This is a genomic window from Mesorhizobium sp. M8A.F.Ca.ET.181.01.1.1, from assembly GCF_004792025.1.
Lineage (GTDB): Bacteria > Pseudomonadota > Alphaproteobacteria > Rhizobiales > Rhizobiaceae > Mesorhizobium.
Genome location: NZ_SRTV01000010.1, coordinates 1 through 16,623, shown reverse-complemented (window position 1 = coordinate 16,623; position 16,623 = coordinate 1). Strand labels below are relative to the sequence as shown.

Genomic DNA, 16,623 nt, shown 5'->3' with positions numbered 1-16,623 from the left:
AAAGAACTCTTGAAATCAGTAGGTCGTCCGAAATCCCGTCACTTCATGCGACGAGGTCCTTACCCAGCATAAAGCGGGCGGCGCGCTCGCCGATCATGATGACCGGTGCATTGGTGTTGCCCGAGACAAGGGTTGGCATGATGGAGGCGTCCGCCACGCGTAGCCCTTCTACGCCGCGGACCGCGAGATCCTCGCCAACAACGGCCATGCGGTCGTCCGGCCTGCCCATCCGGGCCGTGCCCGAAGGATGAAAAACCGTCTTCGAAATCGAGCGGATATAGTCCCGCAGGGCTTCGGGATCTCGCTCCAGTCCGGGCGTTGGCAGGACACGCCGCTTCACGATGCGGGCGAGCGATGGGGCTTCAATGATCCGGATCGCCCATTCCACCCCGCGTACGAGCGTGTCGAGATCGGCAGGACTGGAGAAGGAATTCGCGTTGAACAGGGCACTATCCCTAGGATTGGCCGAACGCAGCTTGACCGTGCCCCGTGATTTCGGCCTCAGGAAACAAGGACCGATGGCAATGCCGTGACCTGGTTCCGCAGCCCGGTCGGCAAAGCCGATGAAGGTTGGCAGGACATGAAACTGGATATCCGGCTGGCCGGTCCCGGCCGTGTCGACGAAGCCGCCCGACTCCACAACATTGGATGTGAGGAGGCCGGTCTTGGTGAGAAGATATTGCAGCATGTGGCCCGCCGCCTTCAGCCCCTTGTCCTGGGCGAAGAGCGAGATCGGATCCTTGACCTCCGCCTGAACCGTGGCTTCGAGGTGATCCTGATAGTTTTCTCCGACGCCCGGCAGATCCATGATCACGTCGATCCCAAGGTTCTTCAGATGCTCGGCCTCGCCGATGCCCGAGAGCTGCAGGATCTTGGGTGTGGCAAGCGCGCCTGCCGTTAGAACAATCTCGCGTCGGGCCCTATAGGTGACGCCGGTCTCGGTCAGAACACCGACCGCTTTCCTGCCTTCAAACAGGACTTTATGAACGCGGGTTTCGGTCAATATGGTCAGGTTCGAGCGTTTCTCGGCGTCGCGCAAGAAGGCTTGCGCAGCGCTCCAGCGCCGACCGTTGTGCGTTGTTGTCTGGTAGAAGCCGACGCCTTGCTGCACCTTGCCGTTAAAGTCTTCGTTGTACGGAAGGCCGGCCTCCTGGGCTGCCCGGATGAAGGCCCAGGACAGAGGATGACCAAAGCGGCGATCGGAGACCTTGAGTTCGCCGGTTGCTCCATGGAATTCGCCCGAAAGGCGCTGGTTGGCCTCAACGTCGCGAAACACCGGAAGAACCTTGTCATAGGACCAGTTGCGGCATCCCATTTGCGCCCAGGTGTCGTAATCCTGCTGCTGGCCACGAATATAGATCATGGCGTTCAAGGAACTGCCGCCGCCGATCACATTGCCCTGTGGCACGACGTTGGGCTTGCCGTTCAACCCCTTGTCCGGCTCGGACACGTAGAAGTGCACATCCTTGCCCTTCTCGATCACCTTGAAGAACGTCGCCGGGATATGGATGAATTTGTCGGTGTCGCGCGCGCCGCTTTCAATAAGCAGGACCTTGTTTTGCGGATTCTCCGACAGCCGGGCTGCAACGACGCAGCCGGACGAGCCGCCACCGACGATGATATAGTCGAATTCGTTCATGGGTTGCTCCGATGCGGAAGGGCAGACGCTCGCGACAGCGTTGGTGTCAGCAAAAGATCGTTTGAATGGTGGTGAATTCCTTCAGCCCTTCGACGCCGAATTCAACGCCGATCCCGGACTGCTTTACCCCACCAAAGGGCGCATTCGGCTGGATTGCTCCATGCTTGTTGATCCACACGGAGCCGCATTCCAGTTGACCGGCCACCTGTTTCGCCCTTGCCGTATCCCGGCCCCAGACGGAGCCGCCGAGGCCCGCCGGATTGTCGTTGGCCTTCGCGATCACGTCGGCGAGGTCGATGTAGCGGATGATTGGCAGGGCGGGGCCAAATTGCTCGCGATCGACGAGCTCGCAGCCATGATCGACATCGGCAACGATTGTGATCGGATAGAAGTAACCGGTTCCACCGTTGCTCTGGCCGCCGATCAGAACGCGGCCGCCTTTGGCGCGTGCATCCTCGACATAGGAAGCTACGATGTCGAGTTGCATCCGATTCTGCACGGGACCAAGGATCGATTGTTCCGACAGGCCGTCGCCAACCGGAATGTGGGCTGCATAGGCGACGAGGCTTTCGCACACGGCGTCATAAAGGCTGTCATGGACATACAGGCGCTTCAGGCAGGCGCAGGTTTGGCCGTTGTTGATGAAGGCGCCCCAGAACAGCCCTTCGGCGATTTCCTTGGGGTCGGCGTCGGGGAGCACGATGCCGGCGTCGTTGCCGCCTAATTCCAATGTGAGCCGCTTGAGCGTATCGACGGCATTGGCCATGACCTTCTTGCCAGTGGAGGTGGAGCCGGTGAAGGTCAGTTTGGCGATGCCTGGATGGGCGGACATGGCGGCGCCAATCTCGTTCTCGCCAGTGACGACGTTGACGACGCCCGCCGGCAGAACCTCGTTCATCAGCTCAACAAGGCGAATGGTCGACAATGGTGTCTGGGGTGATGGCTTGATGACAACGGTGTTGCCGGCGCGGATTGCGGGAATGATGTGCCAGCAGGCAATCATCACCGGCCAGTTCCATGGCGTGATCGAGCCGACAACGCCGATGGGCTTGCGATGCAGCTCCACGCGACCCTCAGGCGTATCCTGCAGGACTTCGACGGGAAGCTCGATTTCCGCCGTGTGGCGGGTCCACGCGACAGCACCACCGATCTCGAAGCGAGAGCCGAGACCATTGAGCGGCTTTCCCTGTTCGAGCGTCAACAGGCGCGCAAGATCTTCCGAATTTTCTTCTATCTTGGCGGCAATGGCGCGGCAGGCGTCGGCCAGCTCCAGACTCGATTTCAACTGCCACTTTTCGAACGCAGCCGCTGCCGCAGTAACAGCTGCGTCGAGGTCCCCCACCGTGGCCAGGGGCATTGCGCCGACAACTTCCCCGGTCGAAGGATTAGGGATATCGGCGTGGCGTGCGGTTTCCACCGGCTTGCCGCCGATGAACAGCGTGTAGCGCTTCATATCCGAGCTCCTCCCAAAGCAATTTGTGAGGAGCATTCATATTGAAGCCGCCGTTTCTGTCTTGGATTCGAACGCGGCGCGAATAGGACAAAAGCGCAGCGCTATCACTGCTGGAGAATATCCTTTGGCGAACAGGCGAAGGCCTTTCGGAAGCAGCGGTTGAAATATGAGATATCGTTGAAACCAGCGGAATAGGCGACCTCGGCGATCGTGGTCGCCTTCGTGGTGTTCTTCATCTGCGCCAGTTGTTCGTGAGCAAGATGCAGGCGGCGCATTCGTATCAGCGATGTCGCCGTCGTGCCAAGTGCATTGAAGTCCTCCTGCAGCGTCCGCAGCGAAATACCAACCTTGTCGGCAAGCCATTGCGGCGTCAGATGCTCGTCAGTGAGATATCTGTCGATGAGTATCTGCACGACTTCCAACCTGCCGCCGGAACTGTCCGAGAGCAGCGGCTCATCCATCTCACTATCGGTCGCGAAAGCCTGGCGTGTCGTGCTGAAGAGGAGGTCGCGCAGATGCGGTGCTCGCTTGTCGCTTGCGTCTGTTTTCAGAAGCTTGGCAACGACCGCTCGCAGCATCGCCGACATCGGGTCTTCCGCTTCTACCCTGCGTGAAACTTCGACCCGTGCTGATTTGTCGGCGAAGATCAACTGGCGGGGGAGATGCACCGAGAGGTGGTTGGAAAAACGGCCGCCGAAATGGAAGATCGATGGGCTGGAGCTGTCGACGAGAATGCAGTCGCCCGGGGTAATGATAGATTGCCTTCCGTTCTGTTCGATACCGCAACTCCCTTCGAGTTGCAGCAACAGGAAGAGATTTTCGCTATAGTCGATCCTGATATCGGCGACGTCGCGGCGGATCACGTCGAGATCGTTCGCCACCTGAGCAAGGTCGAGCCCGCCTGCATCCAGTATGGTGGCATTGCCGGTTACGAGGGTGTGCTCGGCCCGTTGCGTGTTGAAATTTCCGCAGATCGATTTCAGTTCCGCAGTCCACTCCTCAAGGGAATGTATAGGCCATTGCGTGGCGGTCATCCCACCGAATTCCGCTAGGTGCTGCAGCTGCTGCATGGCGTCTTCTCCCAAAGACCGTCGAGCCACCCTGCCCATTGCCGACCAAGATAGTTCCCATGTTAAGCGATTCTTTATACTCGCTTTTGTCAACTCGTTTTTTGCGTGGCGAGGGTTGGAAGTATGCCGGCTTTGGAAGTGGTCCGCCAGGCGCTGTTGTAAAATATGTCATCCCGCACAGGGTCGACCGTTCCGCTAGCACAGGGCCGACTCGGTCGCCGGGCGGTTGGGATCATGGCTGTCGCGTCAGATAAATCGTGTACGGATCATCATAGCCGACACGCTAGTGAATGCCATTGGGACCAAGGATTGCCCCCAACCGACCTCCTTACTGATACGCACAGCGCCGATGTGTCGAAAGATGGCGCCGCTCATGCGGGCAGATCGACTTCGCATAAAGCCACTGTCATTCGGCTGTTTGCCTCTGGAGCTTCTCGAAAACAAACCGCTTGCCTTTGCGCACGCTGTCTTCGAGTGGGCTCGCCTTCGCCAGATGCGCCGCGATCGCGCTGGCCAGCACGCAACCCGTCCCGCGCATCGATACGGCAAGGCGTGGCAAGTCGAAGTGGATTGGTTCTTGATCGGAGCGCAATAAAATATCGGTTGATCTAGGTCCCGATGCGTGGCCGCCCTTGATCAGCAGGGCCTGAGGTCCGGCGGCCAGCAGTCTTTGTCCTTGTTGAAGCGCGCTTCCCTCATCCATCGCCAATTCCGAGCTGACAAGGAGCGCCAACTCGATGAGATTGGGGGTGACGAGACGGCAAAGCGGCATCAGATTGCGCTTCATGGCGGTGATGGCGCCTGCTTCCAGGAGCGCCCGGCCTGAGGTCGAGGCCAGCACCGGGTCAAGTACTGCCGGCACCTGCGGATTCTCGCGCAGCACGCCGGCAACGGCAACGACGATCTCAGCCGCCGCGAGCATGCCGATCTTGATGGCGGCCACCTCGTTGGCCTGCAGCGCGGCGCGCATCTGCTCGGCCACTAGGCGAGATGGCGAATGATGGATTTCCATGACAGCTTCGTGCGTCTGCACTGTCAGCGCGGTGACAGCAAGGCAGGTGCGCACGCCAATGGAAGAGATCGTCTCGATATCACGTGCAATTCCAGCCCCGCCGCTGGAGTCCGATCCGCCAACGACAAGCACATGCGGTTCTCGCCTCAGCGCCATCGATCTGTCTTTTCCATCCACTCTCTGGTGCGTGCTTCGGGATCGGCATTCAATGTAATGTCAGTCACCACTGCCGCGCTGTCGGCGCCAGCCGCGAAGACACCATCGAGCCGGTCCGGGTTAAGGCCGCCGATGGCCACCAGTGGAACAGGCGCGACCCGACGCTTCCATTCGCTGACCCGTTCGAGCCCTTGCGGCGCCCATTTCATCTTCTTCAGGATGGTCGGGTAGATGGGGCCAAGCGCGATGTAGTCGGGTTCGGCTTTTATCGCCGTTTCCAGTTCGATATGATCATGGGTGCTCAATCCGAGCCTCACGCCGGCTGCCCGTATCCGCGTCAGGTCGGCGGCTTGCAAATCCTCTTGACCGAGATGAACGAAGTCGCAGCCTTCCTCGATCGCCAGCCGCCAGTAATCATTGATGATCAGCTGGCACCGGTATCGAGCGCACAAAGCCTTCGCTGAGCGGATCTCCGCGCGTAATCCGGCCTCATCCATGGTCTTTATGCGAAGCTGAACCAGATTGACGCCGAGCGGCACCAGCCGCTCGATCCAGGCAGCGCTGTCGACGATCAGGTAGAAGGGATCGAGCTTCATGAAAAAACGGCCCTGCCGATCGTCGGCGTCGATGGCACGGCGACGTCGCGCGGTTCGAGCATTCCTGAGCTGAAAGCCTCACGACCGGCCTCGACCGCCTTGCCGAAAGCACGCGCCATGCCGACGGGATCGGCCGCCCTGGCGACCGCCGTATTCAGCAGCACGGCGTCAAAGCCGAGTTCCATGACGGTGGCAGCGTGCGACGGCCGTCCCAGCCCCGCATCCACGATCAGGGGGACGCCTGGGAAATGTCCGCGAATCGAGCGCAGCGCCGTCATGTTGACCGGTCCCAAGGCGGAACCGATCGGTGCGCACCACGGCATCAGGACCTTGCAGCCCGCTTCCAGCAGCCGCTCGGCGACGACGAGATCGTCGGTGGTATAGGGGAATACCGCAAAGCCGTCCTCGCACAGGATACGGGCGGCTTCGACCAGGCCGAACACGTCCGGCTGCAGCGTGTCGTGGTTGCCGATCACTTCGAGTTTGATCCAGGTCGTGCCGAAGACCTCGCGCGCCATGCTCGCGGTGGTGACCGCTTCCTTGACGGAGTGGCAGCCGGCCGTGTTGGGCAGGATTCTCGTGCCGAGCGAGCGGATCAGCGACCAGAATTTTTCGCCGGCCCTGCCGCCCGCCATCTCACGCCGCAAAGAGACGGTCACCACCGACGTGCCCGACGCCCTGACTGCATCGGCAAGGACGGCCGGCGAAGGATATTGAGCCGTGCCGAGCAGCAGGCGGGATTGAAGCGTCGTCCCCAGAAGGTCGAACATGCTAGCCTCCCTGCATGGGCGAGAGGATTTCAATCCGGTCGCCTTCGTTCAAGCAGAACGCCGTCCGGCTGGCTTTGTGCACCAGGTCGCTGTTGACGGCGGTGGCGAGCCAGTCGCCCTCATAGTCGAGCGCGGCAAGCAATTCGGCTAGCGTGGTGGCGGTGGCAACCTCACGCGCTTCGCCGTTGACGGTCAGTTTCATGAGCAAGCTCCTTGGTTCTGTCCTGGCTGAAAACCAGGTCGGCGGCCTGGCGCGCCATGGCGGGGGCGAGGAGAAAACCGTGTCGATAAAGCCCGTTGATCGCGATGATCCCGCCGTTCGTTTCGACCCGCGGCAGATTGTCGGCAAAGGCCGGACGAACGCCGACACCGGTTTCGACGATCTCGGCCTCGCCAAAGGCCGGGTGGAGGGCATAGGCGGCACTCAGCTGCTCCATCATCGAACGTGCCGTCACCGGACCGGCGGACTGGCTTTCAACCATTGTCGCGCCGATCATGAAACGGTGGTCGGCGCGCGGCACCGCATAGAGTGGAAAGCGCGGATGCAGCAGCCTGACCGGGCGAGACAGCGAGATATCAGGCGCGCGCAGGATCAGCATTTCGCCGCGAACGCCGCGCAGCCTGTCATCGGCTGCTGCCATTCCCGTGCAGTCGATCCAACGATCGAAACCGGAAATCCGCCTGATATCGACATCGAACTGGAATTCGACACCCATGGCCGACAACCTGTCATGGAGTGCCGCCATCGCCCGGCGCGGGTCGAGATGGGCTTCGTCGGGGAACAGCAGCCCGCGGCGAAAGCGGCCGGCAAGGTCGGGCTCCAGGAACGCGATTTCATCTCCGTCGACACGCCGATGCCCCCACGTGCGACTGGCGAACCGGTCAAGCTCACCGGCATCTCGCGGCATGGCCACGACCAGTGTTCCGGCCCGTGTCACCTGATCCGGCAGTGCCGCATCCCACCAGTCGGCGGCGACGCGTCCGAGATCCAGCACCGGCTGCTCGGCGCTTTCACGCTCGCACCATGGCGCCAGCATGCCGCCGGCGAACCACGAGGCATTGCCGCCAAGGGTCTGCCGGATCTCAGCGACTGTGACCGTCGCGCCGCGGGCGGCGAGTTCGAAGGCGGCGGTGAGGCCGGCGACGCCGGCCCCTTTGACCAACACCCTCATGATGGCTCCGGCGCCTCTGGCATGAGCGCTACGCCGGTCTCGTCAGCCGGCATGTAGAGATCGCCGCCCTCGCGGTATTTCGCCGCCATCGCCGCCATGCCTTCCTTCTGGGCTTCGGCGCGGATGTCGTGGGAGATACGCATGGAGCAGAATTTCGGCCCGCACATCGAGCAGAAATGCGCCAGCTTGTGCGCCTCCTTGGGCAAGGTCTGGTCGTGGAAGGACCGCGCGGTTTCGGGGTCGAGCGACAGGTTGAACTGGTCTTCCCAGCGGAACTCGAAGCGCGCGCGGGAAAGGGCATCATCCCTGACTTTCGCTGCCGGATGGCCCTTCGCCAGATCGGCGGCATGGGCGGCGATTTTGTAGGTGATCACGCCAATCTTGACGTCGTTGCGATCGGGAAGGCCGAGATGCTCCTTGGGCGTGACATAGCAGAGCATGGCGGTGCCGAACCAGCCGATCATGGCAGCACCAATGCCTGAGGTGATATGGTCATAGCCCGGCGCAATGTCGGTCGTCAGTGGTCCAAGCGTATAGAAGGGCGCCTCGCCGCAGACAGCGAGCTGCTTGTCCATATTCTCCTTGATCTTGTGCATCGGCACATGGCCGGGACCTTCGATCATCACCTGGCAATCCTTGGCCCAGGCGATCTGCGTCAATTCGCCGAGCGTTTCCAGCTCGGCGAATTGCGCCGCATCATTGGCATCGGCGATCGAGCCCGGACGAAGGCCGTCGCCGAGCGAGAAGGATACGTCATAGGCGCGGCAGATGTCGCAGATCTCCTCGAAATGCTCATAGAGGAAGCTTTCCCGGTGATGGTGCAGGCACCATTTGGCCATGATCGAGCCACCGCGCGAGACGATGCCCGTGACCCGGTCGACGGTCAGCGGGATGTAATGCAGCCGCACACCGGCATGGATGGTGAAATAGTCGACGCCTTGTTCGGCCTGCTCGATCAGCGTGTCGCGGTACACCTCCCAGGTCAGGTCCTCGGCGATGCCGCCGACCTTCTCGAGCGCCTGGTAAAGCGGCACCGTGCCGATCGGCACCGGTGAATTGCGCAGGATCCAGTCGCGAATGTTGTGGATGTTGCGGCCGGTCGACAGGTCCATCACCGTATCGGCGCCCCAGCGGATCGCCCAGACCATTTTTTCGACCTCTTCGGCCATCGAGGAAGTGACAGCGGAATTGCCGATATTGGCGTTGATCTTGACGAGGAAATTGCGCCCGATGATCATCGGTTCGCTCTCTGGGTGGTTGATGTTGGCTGGAATGATCGCCCGCCCGTGCGCCACCTCGTCGCGTACGAATTCCGGCGTGACGAAATCGGGAATAGCCGCGCCGAAGCTTTCACCGTCGCGTTGCAGCTTGCCGCGGGCGATTTCCCGGCCGAGGTTTTCGCGGATGGCGACGAACTCCATCTCGGGCGTGATGATGCCGGCGCGCGCATAGGCAAGCTGTGTCACCGCCTTGCCGGCCCTGGCCCTTAGCGGCCGGTTGCGAATGGGAAATTCCGGCGTCAGGCGCTCACCCGTGACGAAGCCATTGTCTTCCGGCCGCACATGGCGGCCGTCATAGGCTTCGACATCGCCCCGCGCCGTGATCCATTCGTGGCGAGGCCGGGCGAGGCCCTTTTCGATGCTGGTTTCGACAGTCTGGTCGGTATAGGGGCCGGACGGATCGTAGACGGTGATGGGCGGCTCGCCCGCTGTCGGATGGACGGAGATTTCGCGCATCGGCACTTTGATGTGCGGATGGAGGACGCCGGGCTTGTGGATTTTCCGTGAGGCAGGCAGCGGTCCCGTTGAGACGGCTGGGGTTAGGGCATTCATCTTGAGGCTCCTTTGCTCATGCATTGGAGACCCAGTTCTGTGCCGGAAGGATGAAAAGACGCTTTGGTCGACCTGCTTGAAAACAGGTCTTCGGGCGTAAACTCCCGCAAAGCGCTTGCACCGTCCCTACGCCAGTATGAACTGGATCAGGTTCAACGGGTCACTGCGCCGCGATAGCCAGCAGTATCTCAGCCCCTTGCCGGGACTCCCCTGGTGAATGTTTTCGAATTGACCGAGCCGACACTGCTTTGTCAAGCGCATTTCCACCTGCGGCGGTGATCGGCGACTAATGAAACCCCGCGCAAAGCACGGGCAAATCTCGAGAGGAAGTCACGCGCCGGAGACCAGCGCAGGAATGGCCAAAGGCTCATTCGCCTCGTCAAGGATCGAGAAACTGTAACGCCCATGTGCGTCAAGATCGACGGAGTAGCTCAGGCGATCGAGTATGTGATTGTCCTGGTCGAAGGTGATGATCCGCGGCTTCAACGAGGTGATATTCGCTTCGTCCAGGTATATGGAGTTGCAAACAATGATCTGGTCGTCTGGCTGGCAGGTGCGGGCAGCCGCACCATTGAGGATGCAGCATCGTGAGCCGCGCTCGCCGAAAATGACATAGGTCGAAATCCGCGCACCGGAATTCTTGTTCCAAATCTCCACAAATTCCATCGGCAGGATCCCGGCTGCTTCGCAGTGGTCAGGGTCCAGCGTTATCGATCCATGGTAGTTGAGGTTCGCTTCGGTGACGTAGATGCCGTGCAGCTTGCCAGCGACTAGTTTTCGCAATGGTCCTGTTTCCTATCATCATGGATGAATCGTCCCGCCATCCTCTGGGTGGCCGGGTTACCCCGCTAGATTCCGACGACGAGGGCGCCGCCGCTGAGACCAGCGCCCGCCGCCGCCTGTTGGGATCGAAATTCCGGCGGTGAACGGTTTGCGCTTGAAACAGCAGGTCGTTGAAAGGCGCGTCATGCAGCGCCCGAGCAGCTTCCACGGTCCACATCCGGTGGCCGTCGAAGGATTGAGCTTCACGCATGGTTTTTCCGAAATCGCTGCGTGCATTTCCATCCTGTTCCCCTTGCATTGGGCGACCTAGGCACCTTTGAACTTGGCGGGCTGGGTCGAAAAAGCGTCCGGTCGACCGCCGATTGTCAGGCCCGACGGACAAATTTCGCGGAGTCGAGCCCGATATCGAGGATTGGCGCGCTGTGGGTCAACCAGCCGATGGAGATCAGGTCGACACCGGTCGCGGAGACGGCTGGAGCCGTCGCCGGCGTTATCCTGCCCGACGCCTCGGTAATCGCCTGGCCGGCAACCATCGCCACTGCTTGGCGCAATTCGTCGACAGACATGTTGTCGAGCAGGACGGCGTCTGGGGCGAGGGCCATAGCCTCTTCTAACTGGGCTAGCGTATCGACCTCGACTTCGATCTTGACTAGGTGGCCGACGCTGCATCGCGCGCGCTCGATTGCCATGCGAATTCCGCCAGCGATGGCGATGTGGTTGTCCTTAATCAGGATGGCGTCGTCGAGACCGAAACGATGATTGGAGCCGCCACCGGCGCGCACGGCATATTTTTCGACCGCTCGCAATCCAGGCGTCGTCTTGCGCGTGCAGACGATTCTTGCGCCGTGGCCGCGGACCGCCGCGACGATCAATGCCGTCGCGGTGGCGATACCGCTCAGATGGCACAGAAAATTGAGCGCCGTCCGTTCCGCGGTGAGTATGGCCCGGGCCGGACCGCTGACCGATGCGATGGTCTCACCTTGCGCGATGTTGCTGCCGTCCGCTCGCTCCACTGTCATCTCGACATCCTGGTCGATCAACCTGAAAGCGAGCATCGCCAGGTCGAGACCGGCTATAGTTCCGGCCTCGCGCGCAGTCAGCACCGTTGTCGCATGATGGTCCTTCGGTACGATGGCATCAGTGGTCAAATCACCGGCCTTGCCAAGGTCCTCGAGCAGAGCTGCCCGCACCAGAGGCTCGAGCATGATCGTTGGAAGGGGGGATAGGTTCATCAAGCGACGCTTTCGAGCATTGGAGAGTTGCCGAGTTCCCGCGCCGCAAACATGGCCGCGTCGAGCCTGATTTCGGAGCGGCGGGCGACGGCCGCTTGATGGGGAAAGTCGTTCCGGTAGTGAGCGCCACGGCTTTCGCGGCGCAGCAAGGCGGCAACCGCGATCATCAGCCCTACGGCGGCGGGATCGGACGCTGTGTCGTGCCGATGCAACAGCAGCAACAAGGCGCGCGCAGCCTCTTTCAAACCTTCGCCATCCCGCGTGACGCCAAGGGCATGTGACAGGAGAGGGCGCACAGGCCTCGGATCCGGCGCGGGCAGGTTAGCTGCCATCGCTGGCTTCCCACCGCCGTCCGGTGCACCAGCGACGCTTTCGGCAACCCAGCGCGCGCAAACGACGGCCTCGGTCAGCGAGTTGCTGGCGAGCCGGTTGGCGCCGTGCAGCCCGGTCGACGCGACTTCGCCGCATGCCCAAAGTCCAGGAACCGATGTTCGCCCGGCCAGATCCACGGCGACACCACCCATGTGGTAATGCTGGGCCGGCCGGATGGGAATGAGGTCTCGCGCCGGATCGATGCCGGCCTTGCCGCAGGCTGATGCGATTGTCAGAAATTGCTGCGCGAACATCGTGCCTGGCTTCTCGCGGACGTCGAGGAAGACGCGATGGCCGTCGGCAAGATGTCGCCAGACGGCGCGCGCGACGATGTCGCGCGGTGCGAGTTCCGCCCCGAGCAGGCCATCGAGGAAGCGCCGCCCTGTTTCGTCGACGATTGTTGCACCTTCTCCGCGAACCGCCTCGCTGATGAGCGGCATCGGACGGCCGGGCCCGTCAAGCGCGGTCGGGTGGAACTGAATGAACTCCAGATCGGCAAGGACGGCACCCGCGCGCGCCGCAAGCGCCAGACCCTGTCCGCAGCTGCCCAGTGGGTTGGTTGAGTCGCGGAACAGGCCGCCGATTCCGCCCGTGGCGAGAACGGCCCGTCCCGTGGCAAAGAACACCGGACCTGTCGGACCGCTCGCCACAACACCGGCGATTCTGCCGTCCTCGACGGCCAGCCGGCGTGCTTCGACTCCTTCCACGACAAGAACCGAAGGCGTGGAGCGCACGGCCGCGATCAGGGCGCGCATCACCTCCCTTCCGCTGCCGTCACCTCCGGCATGAACGATGCGCCGCCTGCTATGCGCGGCTTCCAGCCCGAGACGCAGAACTCCTGCAGATGTGCGATCGAAGCGAGCCCCAAGGCGCGTCAGATCCTCGATCGCCGCGGGCGCGGCGTACACGATGCGCCTTGCTGTATCTGCATCGCAAAGGCCGTCCCCTGCGGCGAGCGTGTCGGCAAGATGGAGCGCCGGTTCATCATCGCCGCCCAGGCTGGCGGCCAGCCCGCCCTGCGCCCACGCACTCGACGCCTCCGCGCCAAGCGGCGATCTCGACAGGAGCAGCACCGGCTCAGGCGCCATGTGCAGCGCGGTCATCAGCCCGGCTATGCCGCCGCCGATGATGACCGGCCGGCGGGCGAGATCGCGAACGTCCATGCTCATACCGCCAGCATCCGCTCGACGGCCAGCCGCGCACGCCCTGCAATCTCCGATTCGATGGTTACGACATGGCGGTTCTGTTCGAGCGCAGTACGGATGTTGGCGAGCGTTATCCGCTTCATGTGCGGGCAGAGGTTGCAAGGCCGGATGAACTCGACTTCGGGATGCTCCACCGCAACGTTGTCGCTCATCGAACATTCGGTCATCAGCACGACCCGCGCTGGCTTTTGTCTTCCGACATAGTCGGACATGGCGGCCGTCGAGCCGGAGAAGTCCGCTTTCGCGACCACTTCGGGCGGGCACTCCGGATGCGCGAGCACGGTCACGCCCGGATGACTTTCGCGCAACTCCCTGATGTCGGCCGGCGTGAAGCGCTCATGCACCTCGCAATGCCCTTTCCAGGCGATGATCTTCACCGCGGTCTGGGCGGCGATGTTCCGGGCGAGATATTCATCCGGCAGCATGATCACCTGCGGAACGCCGAGCGCCTCCACGACGGCTTTGGCGTTACCGGACGTACAGCAGATATCGGACTCGGCTTTCACTTCGGCCGAAGTGTTGACATAGGTGACGACCGGGACGCCCGGATAGCGCTGTCTCAGCAGGCGAATGTCCTCGGCGGTAATCGAATCCGCCAGCGAACAGCCTGCTCGCAGATCAGGAATGAGCACCGTCTTTTGCGGGTTGAGCAGCTTCGCCGTTTCGGCCATGAAATGCACGCCAGCCAGCACAATGACATCCGCTTCGACCGCCATCGCCTTGCGGGCAAGCGCCAGGCTGTCGCCGACGATGTCGGCAACGCAGTGGAAGATCTCAGGCGTCTGGTAGTTGTGCGCCAGGATAACGGCATTGCGCCGCCGTTTCAGATCGAGGATGGCTTCGATATCATCGGCGAATGCCGGCCACTCGATTGACGGAATGACTTGCCGCACGCGGTCGTACAGCGCGGCCGTGCGCGCGGAAGTGACAGGCATAGCCAATTATTCTCCAAATGAGTATAACTGACATATACTTACCTTGAGTATAAGAAATGTCAACCGCGTGAGAGTGGCAATTTCGTCCCTGCGACGGTTCGCTCCACCAAGACCGTTTGGCGAAAGCGGAAGCGCTTCGCTGGGCGCCCCCCGGTGTCGGACATCGTCTCGCCTGTCTCCTCGACCAGATCCTGCTCTTCGATCAGACGCCGAAAGTTCGGCTTGTGAACGAGCCTGCCAGCCAGAGCCTCCACGGTTCGCTGCAGCTGCAGCAATGTGAACGTTGCTGGCATCAACTCGAAGACGACGGGGCGGTACTTGATCTTGGTCCGCAGTCTGGACATTCCCGTTGCCAGAATACGCCGGTGATCTGCGATCATCGGAAGGCCAGGGATGGACGGCGGATTGCCGTTGTCCCGTCCGCGTGTGGCCTCGGCCACCAGCGCGGCTTCGTAGAGCAGCTCGTATCTCTGCAGGACGAGTTCCTCATTCCAGTCGCGATCATCCAGACCGAAAGCATATGCCACGCGCTGCCGGCGGTCGCGGTGTATGCTTGGGTCTTCCGCGTCGTCGGACCACGCCGAAAGACGCGGCAGGACGATGTCAGGCAGGATAGAAGGCACGCCGGCGCGGTGATCTTCCCATGGAAAATAGTCGTACCATCCGTGCCAGCCATGTGTTTGCGAATGTTCTGCCTGCTCTTCCCGCGTCAGGCCAAGATAGCTGATCGAGATCTGCACGCGCTCGTCGTCGGTCCGGTCGCGGTCGGCGAAGGTGTAGAGTTGTTCAATATAGCCCAGTTGATGACCGGTCTGCCGCTCCACCCACGCTCGCAGACCCGACTGCAAGGAGCGATGGCCGAGCTCAAAAAGCCCGGATGGCAAAGCCTGAGCCTGCTCGATGGTGAGGACGCGTGGCTTACCGTCGGTCACCGCGATGACAACGGCGATCAGGTCCGCGCTGACGGCATGGCTCTGACTGTTCCTTTGAGCCTGCTTTGTCACCTGGGTTGTGTTGTCTTGCATCTGGGCTGTGATGGAATTCCGATGTGAAGGCACTAAAATGGGCAAGTCGAGCGAAAAGTGAACTGCCGCACGCCGCCCGTCAATGTTCGTCAATAACGGGGTGTAGAACCTCGATCCACCCCGTTCGTATAGACTTTTCCAGTCCGCAGACTAACCATCCGAGACATTCAACGCCTCGAATTTGCCGGCACCAGCCAGGAAATGGAAATGACCGATTTCTTTATCAGCTATACCGGCTCGGACAAAGAATGGGCCGAATGGATAGCCTTCATCCTCGAAGAGGCGGGTTTCACTACTATCCTCCAGGCTTGGGATTTCCGCCCGGGCAGCAACTTCGTCCTCGAGATGCAGGAAGCTTCCAGCGCCGCAGAACGAACGATCATGGTGCTCTCGCCCGACTACCTGAAGTCCGGCATGGCGGCGGCCGAATGGGCCAGTGCATTCGCGCGGGATCCTCAAGGACTTAACCGGCGCGTTGTGCCTGTCATGGTCCACAACTGCAAACCAGAAGGATTGCTGACGGCCATTGTCCAGATCCGCATAGTCGGTATGGACGAGGTAGTGGCGAGACAGGCGATCCTGAATGGCGTCGACATGAAGCGGGCAAAGCCCTCAAACCGCCCTAGCTTTCCTGGTGCTCCATTGGCCCCGGAGCACAAGGATTTCCCAGGCGTGGAGTCTGCGCCTGCGAGGTCAGTCCGGGACTTGCTGCCCAGGCTGCACGCAACGGCGACCGATGCGGACCGTCGCAGGTTTGCCAAAGGCGCCTTCGCCGCCATCCGCAAAACTTTCGAGGACAATCTCAAACAAGCCGCTGAGGAGAATGACCGCGTCGACTTCACCTCACCGATGCCACGGCTACGGATTGTAGGGCCGAGCTGTATCTCGATGGCGCCAGCAAGGGCCAATGCCGAGTCTGGCTCGGCGGGATGATAGGGGAGAACAATATCTGCTTCGCCGAAGGAAGGATGACGGGTGATGCTTGCAACGAGATCCTGGCCCCGGCTTCGGAGGGCGAACTCGTCGCGTCGCTTTCCCTGCCGAAGAATGCCAGCACGCATCGCACCTACAGCGGGATCAACGTGCTTATCCTCTGGGGTGCCGTCGTCGAACGCGGGTTCCCATCGCAGAGTTGGCTAACCTATCGACAGTCTGCCGCGCTCGGCGGGAACGTCCGCAGAGGCGAGCGTGGGACAACGGTCGTTTATGCCGATCGTTTTGTCCCGGATCATGAGAGGAAGCGGGCTCGCGAGACAGGCGAGGATGCCCAGGCGATCCCTTTCCTCAAGCGCTTCACCGTTTTCAATATCGAGCAATGTGAAGGACTGCCTGATGAAGTCGCGGTTTCGGCTCCGCTGCCGGTGGCTAGCT

At 61.5% G+C, this 16,623-nt stretch carries 16 protein-coding genes, 1 pseudogene and 1 riboswitch; of the genes and pseudogenes, 2 read left to right on the top strand and 15 right to left on the bottom strand.

Features of this window, described 5'->3' with window-relative positions; translation table 11 throughout:
- Nucleotides 1-43: 43 nt before the first annotated feature.
- The 15 genes and pseudogenes from EN824_RS28030 to EN824_RS27960 form a co-directional block, all read right to left on the bottom strand.
- Nucleotides 44-1,639 (bottom strand): GMC family oxidoreductase N-terminal domain-containing protein, encoded by a 1,596-nt coding sequence (locus EN824_RS28030; protein ID WP_135917485.1) that lies wholly within the window; start codon nucleotides 1,637-1,639, stop codon nucleotides 44-46.
- 46 nt (nucleotides 1,640-1,685) lie between these two features.
- Nucleotides 1,686-3,092 (bottom strand): aldehyde dehydrogenase family protein, encoded by a 1,407-nt coding sequence (locus EN824_RS28025; RefSeq protein ID WP_135917487.1) that lies wholly within the window; start codon nucleotides 3,090-3,092, stop codon nucleotides 1,686-1,688.
- Between the two features lie 104 nt (nucleotides 3,093-3,196).
- Nucleotides 3,197-4,126 (bottom strand): helix-turn-helix domain-containing protein, encoded by a 930-nt coding sequence (locus EN824_RS28020; RefSeq protein ID WP_135881135.1) that lies wholly within the window; start codon nucleotides 4,124-4,126, stop codon nucleotides 3,197-3,199.
- Between the two features lie 442 nt (nucleotides 4,127-4,568).
- Nucleotides 4,569-5,330 carry a hydroxymethylpyrimidine/phosphomethylpyrimidine kinase gene (locus tag EN824_RS28015; protein ID WP_135880793.1) on the bottom strand — a complete coding sequence of 254 codons (762 nt, stop codon included), beginning with the start codon at nucleotides 5,328-5,330 and terminating at the stop codon, nucleotides 4,569-4,571.
- Nucleotides 5,321-5,926, bottom strand: coding sequence for a thiamine phosphate synthase (locus EN824_RS28010; protein WP_135906938.1), 606 nt, complete (start codon nucleotides 5,924-5,926; stop codon nucleotides 5,321-5,323). Before EN824_RS28010 ends, EN824_RS28015 begins: the two co-directional genes overlap by 10 nt.
- Nucleotides 5,923-6,696, bottom strand: a complete 774-nt coding sequence (locus EN824_RS28005) for a thiazole synthase (protein WP_135916641.1) — start codon at nucleotides 6,694-6,696, stop codon at nucleotides 5,923-5,925. The genes EN824_RS28010 and EN824_RS28005 overlap by 4 nt, the downstream gene beginning before the upstream one ends.
- A 1-nt stretch (nucleotide 6,697) precedes the next feature.
- Complete coding sequence (gene thiS, locus EN824_RS28000) at nucleotides 6,698-6,898, bottom strand: sulfur carrier protein ThiS (protein WP_135880790.1); 201 nt, start codon at nucleotides 6,896-6,898, stop codon at nucleotides 6,698-6,700.
- Entirely contained in the window at nucleotides 6,867-7,868 is a 1,002-nt protein-coding gene (thiO, locus tag EN824_RS27995) for a glycine oxidase ThiO (RefSeq protein WP_135916642.1), read from the bottom strand. Before thiO ends, thiS begins: the two co-directional genes overlap by 32 nt.
- Nucleotides 7,865-9,700, bottom strand: a complete 1,836-nt coding sequence (gene thiC, locus EN824_RS27990) for a phosphomethylpyrimidine synthase ThiC (protein ID WP_135906944.1) — start codon at nucleotides 9,698-9,700, stop codon at nucleotides 7,865-7,867. Before thiC ends, thiO begins: the two co-directional genes overlap by 4 nt.
- A gap of 105 nt (nucleotides 9,701-9,805) precedes the next feature.
- Nucleotides 9,806-9,922, bottom strand: a riboswitch (TPP riboswitch).
- A gap of 108 nt (nucleotides 9,923-10,030) precedes the next feature.
- The gene (gene panD / locus EN824_RS27985; protein WP_135880787.1) at nucleotides 10,031-10,483 is read right to left on the bottom strand and encodes an aspartate 1-decarboxylase; all 453 of its coding nucleotides are present in this window, start codon (nucleotides 10,481-10,483) and stop codon (nucleotides 10,031-10,033) included.
- Nucleotides 10,484-10,598: 115 nt separating this feature from the next.
- Nucleotides 10,599-10,700 (bottom strand): annotated as a pseudogene (locus EN824_RS36200) (biotin synthase); the annotation flags it as partial.
- A gap of 148 nt (nucleotides 10,701-10,848) precedes the next feature.
- A complete protein-coding gene (gene nadC, locus EN824_RS27975; RefSeq protein WP_135906946.1) occupies nucleotides 10,849-11,715 on the bottom strand; it encodes a carboxylating nicotinate-nucleotide diphosphorylase in 867 nt (288 codons plus the stop codon).
- Nucleotides 11,715-13,256: an L-aspartate oxidase gene (locus tag EN824_RS27970; RefSeq protein WP_135906948.1), complete on the bottom strand. Its 1,542-nt coding sequence runs from the start codon at nucleotides 13,254-13,256 to the stop codon at nucleotides 11,715-11,717. Before EN824_RS27970 ends, nadC begins: the two co-directional genes overlap by 1 nt.
- A complete protein-coding gene (gene nadA, locus EN824_RS27965; RefSeq protein ID WP_135917493.1) occupies nucleotides 13,253-14,227 on the bottom strand; it encodes a quinolinate synthase NadA in 975 nt (324 codons plus the stop codon). The genes EN824_RS27970 and nadA overlap by 4 nt, the downstream gene beginning before the upstream one ends.
- Before the next feature lie 59 nt (nucleotides 14,228-14,286).
- A complete protein-coding gene (locus EN824_RS27960; protein ID WP_135906952.1) occupies nucleotides 14,287-15,252 on the bottom strand; it encodes a hypothetical protein in 966 nt (321 codons plus the stop codon).
- A 207-nt stretch (nucleotides 15,253-15,459) separates the two neighbouring features.
- Here EN824_RS27960 and EN824_RS27955 point away from each other — a divergent pair, with 207 nt between their 5' ends.
- Nucleotides 15,460-16,185, top strand: a complete 726-nt coding sequence (locus tag EN824_RS27955) for a toll/interleukin-1 receptor domain-containing protein (protein ID WP_189522232.1) — start codon at nucleotides 15,460-15,462, stop codon at nucleotides 16,183-16,185.
- Nucleotides 16,182-16,623: ArdC-like ssDNA-binding domain-containing protein (locus EN824_RS27950; RefSeq protein WP_135917497.1), on the top strand; the 442-nt coding region annotated here is incomplete at its 3' end. The genes EN824_RS27955 and EN824_RS27950, both read left to right, overlap by 4 nt.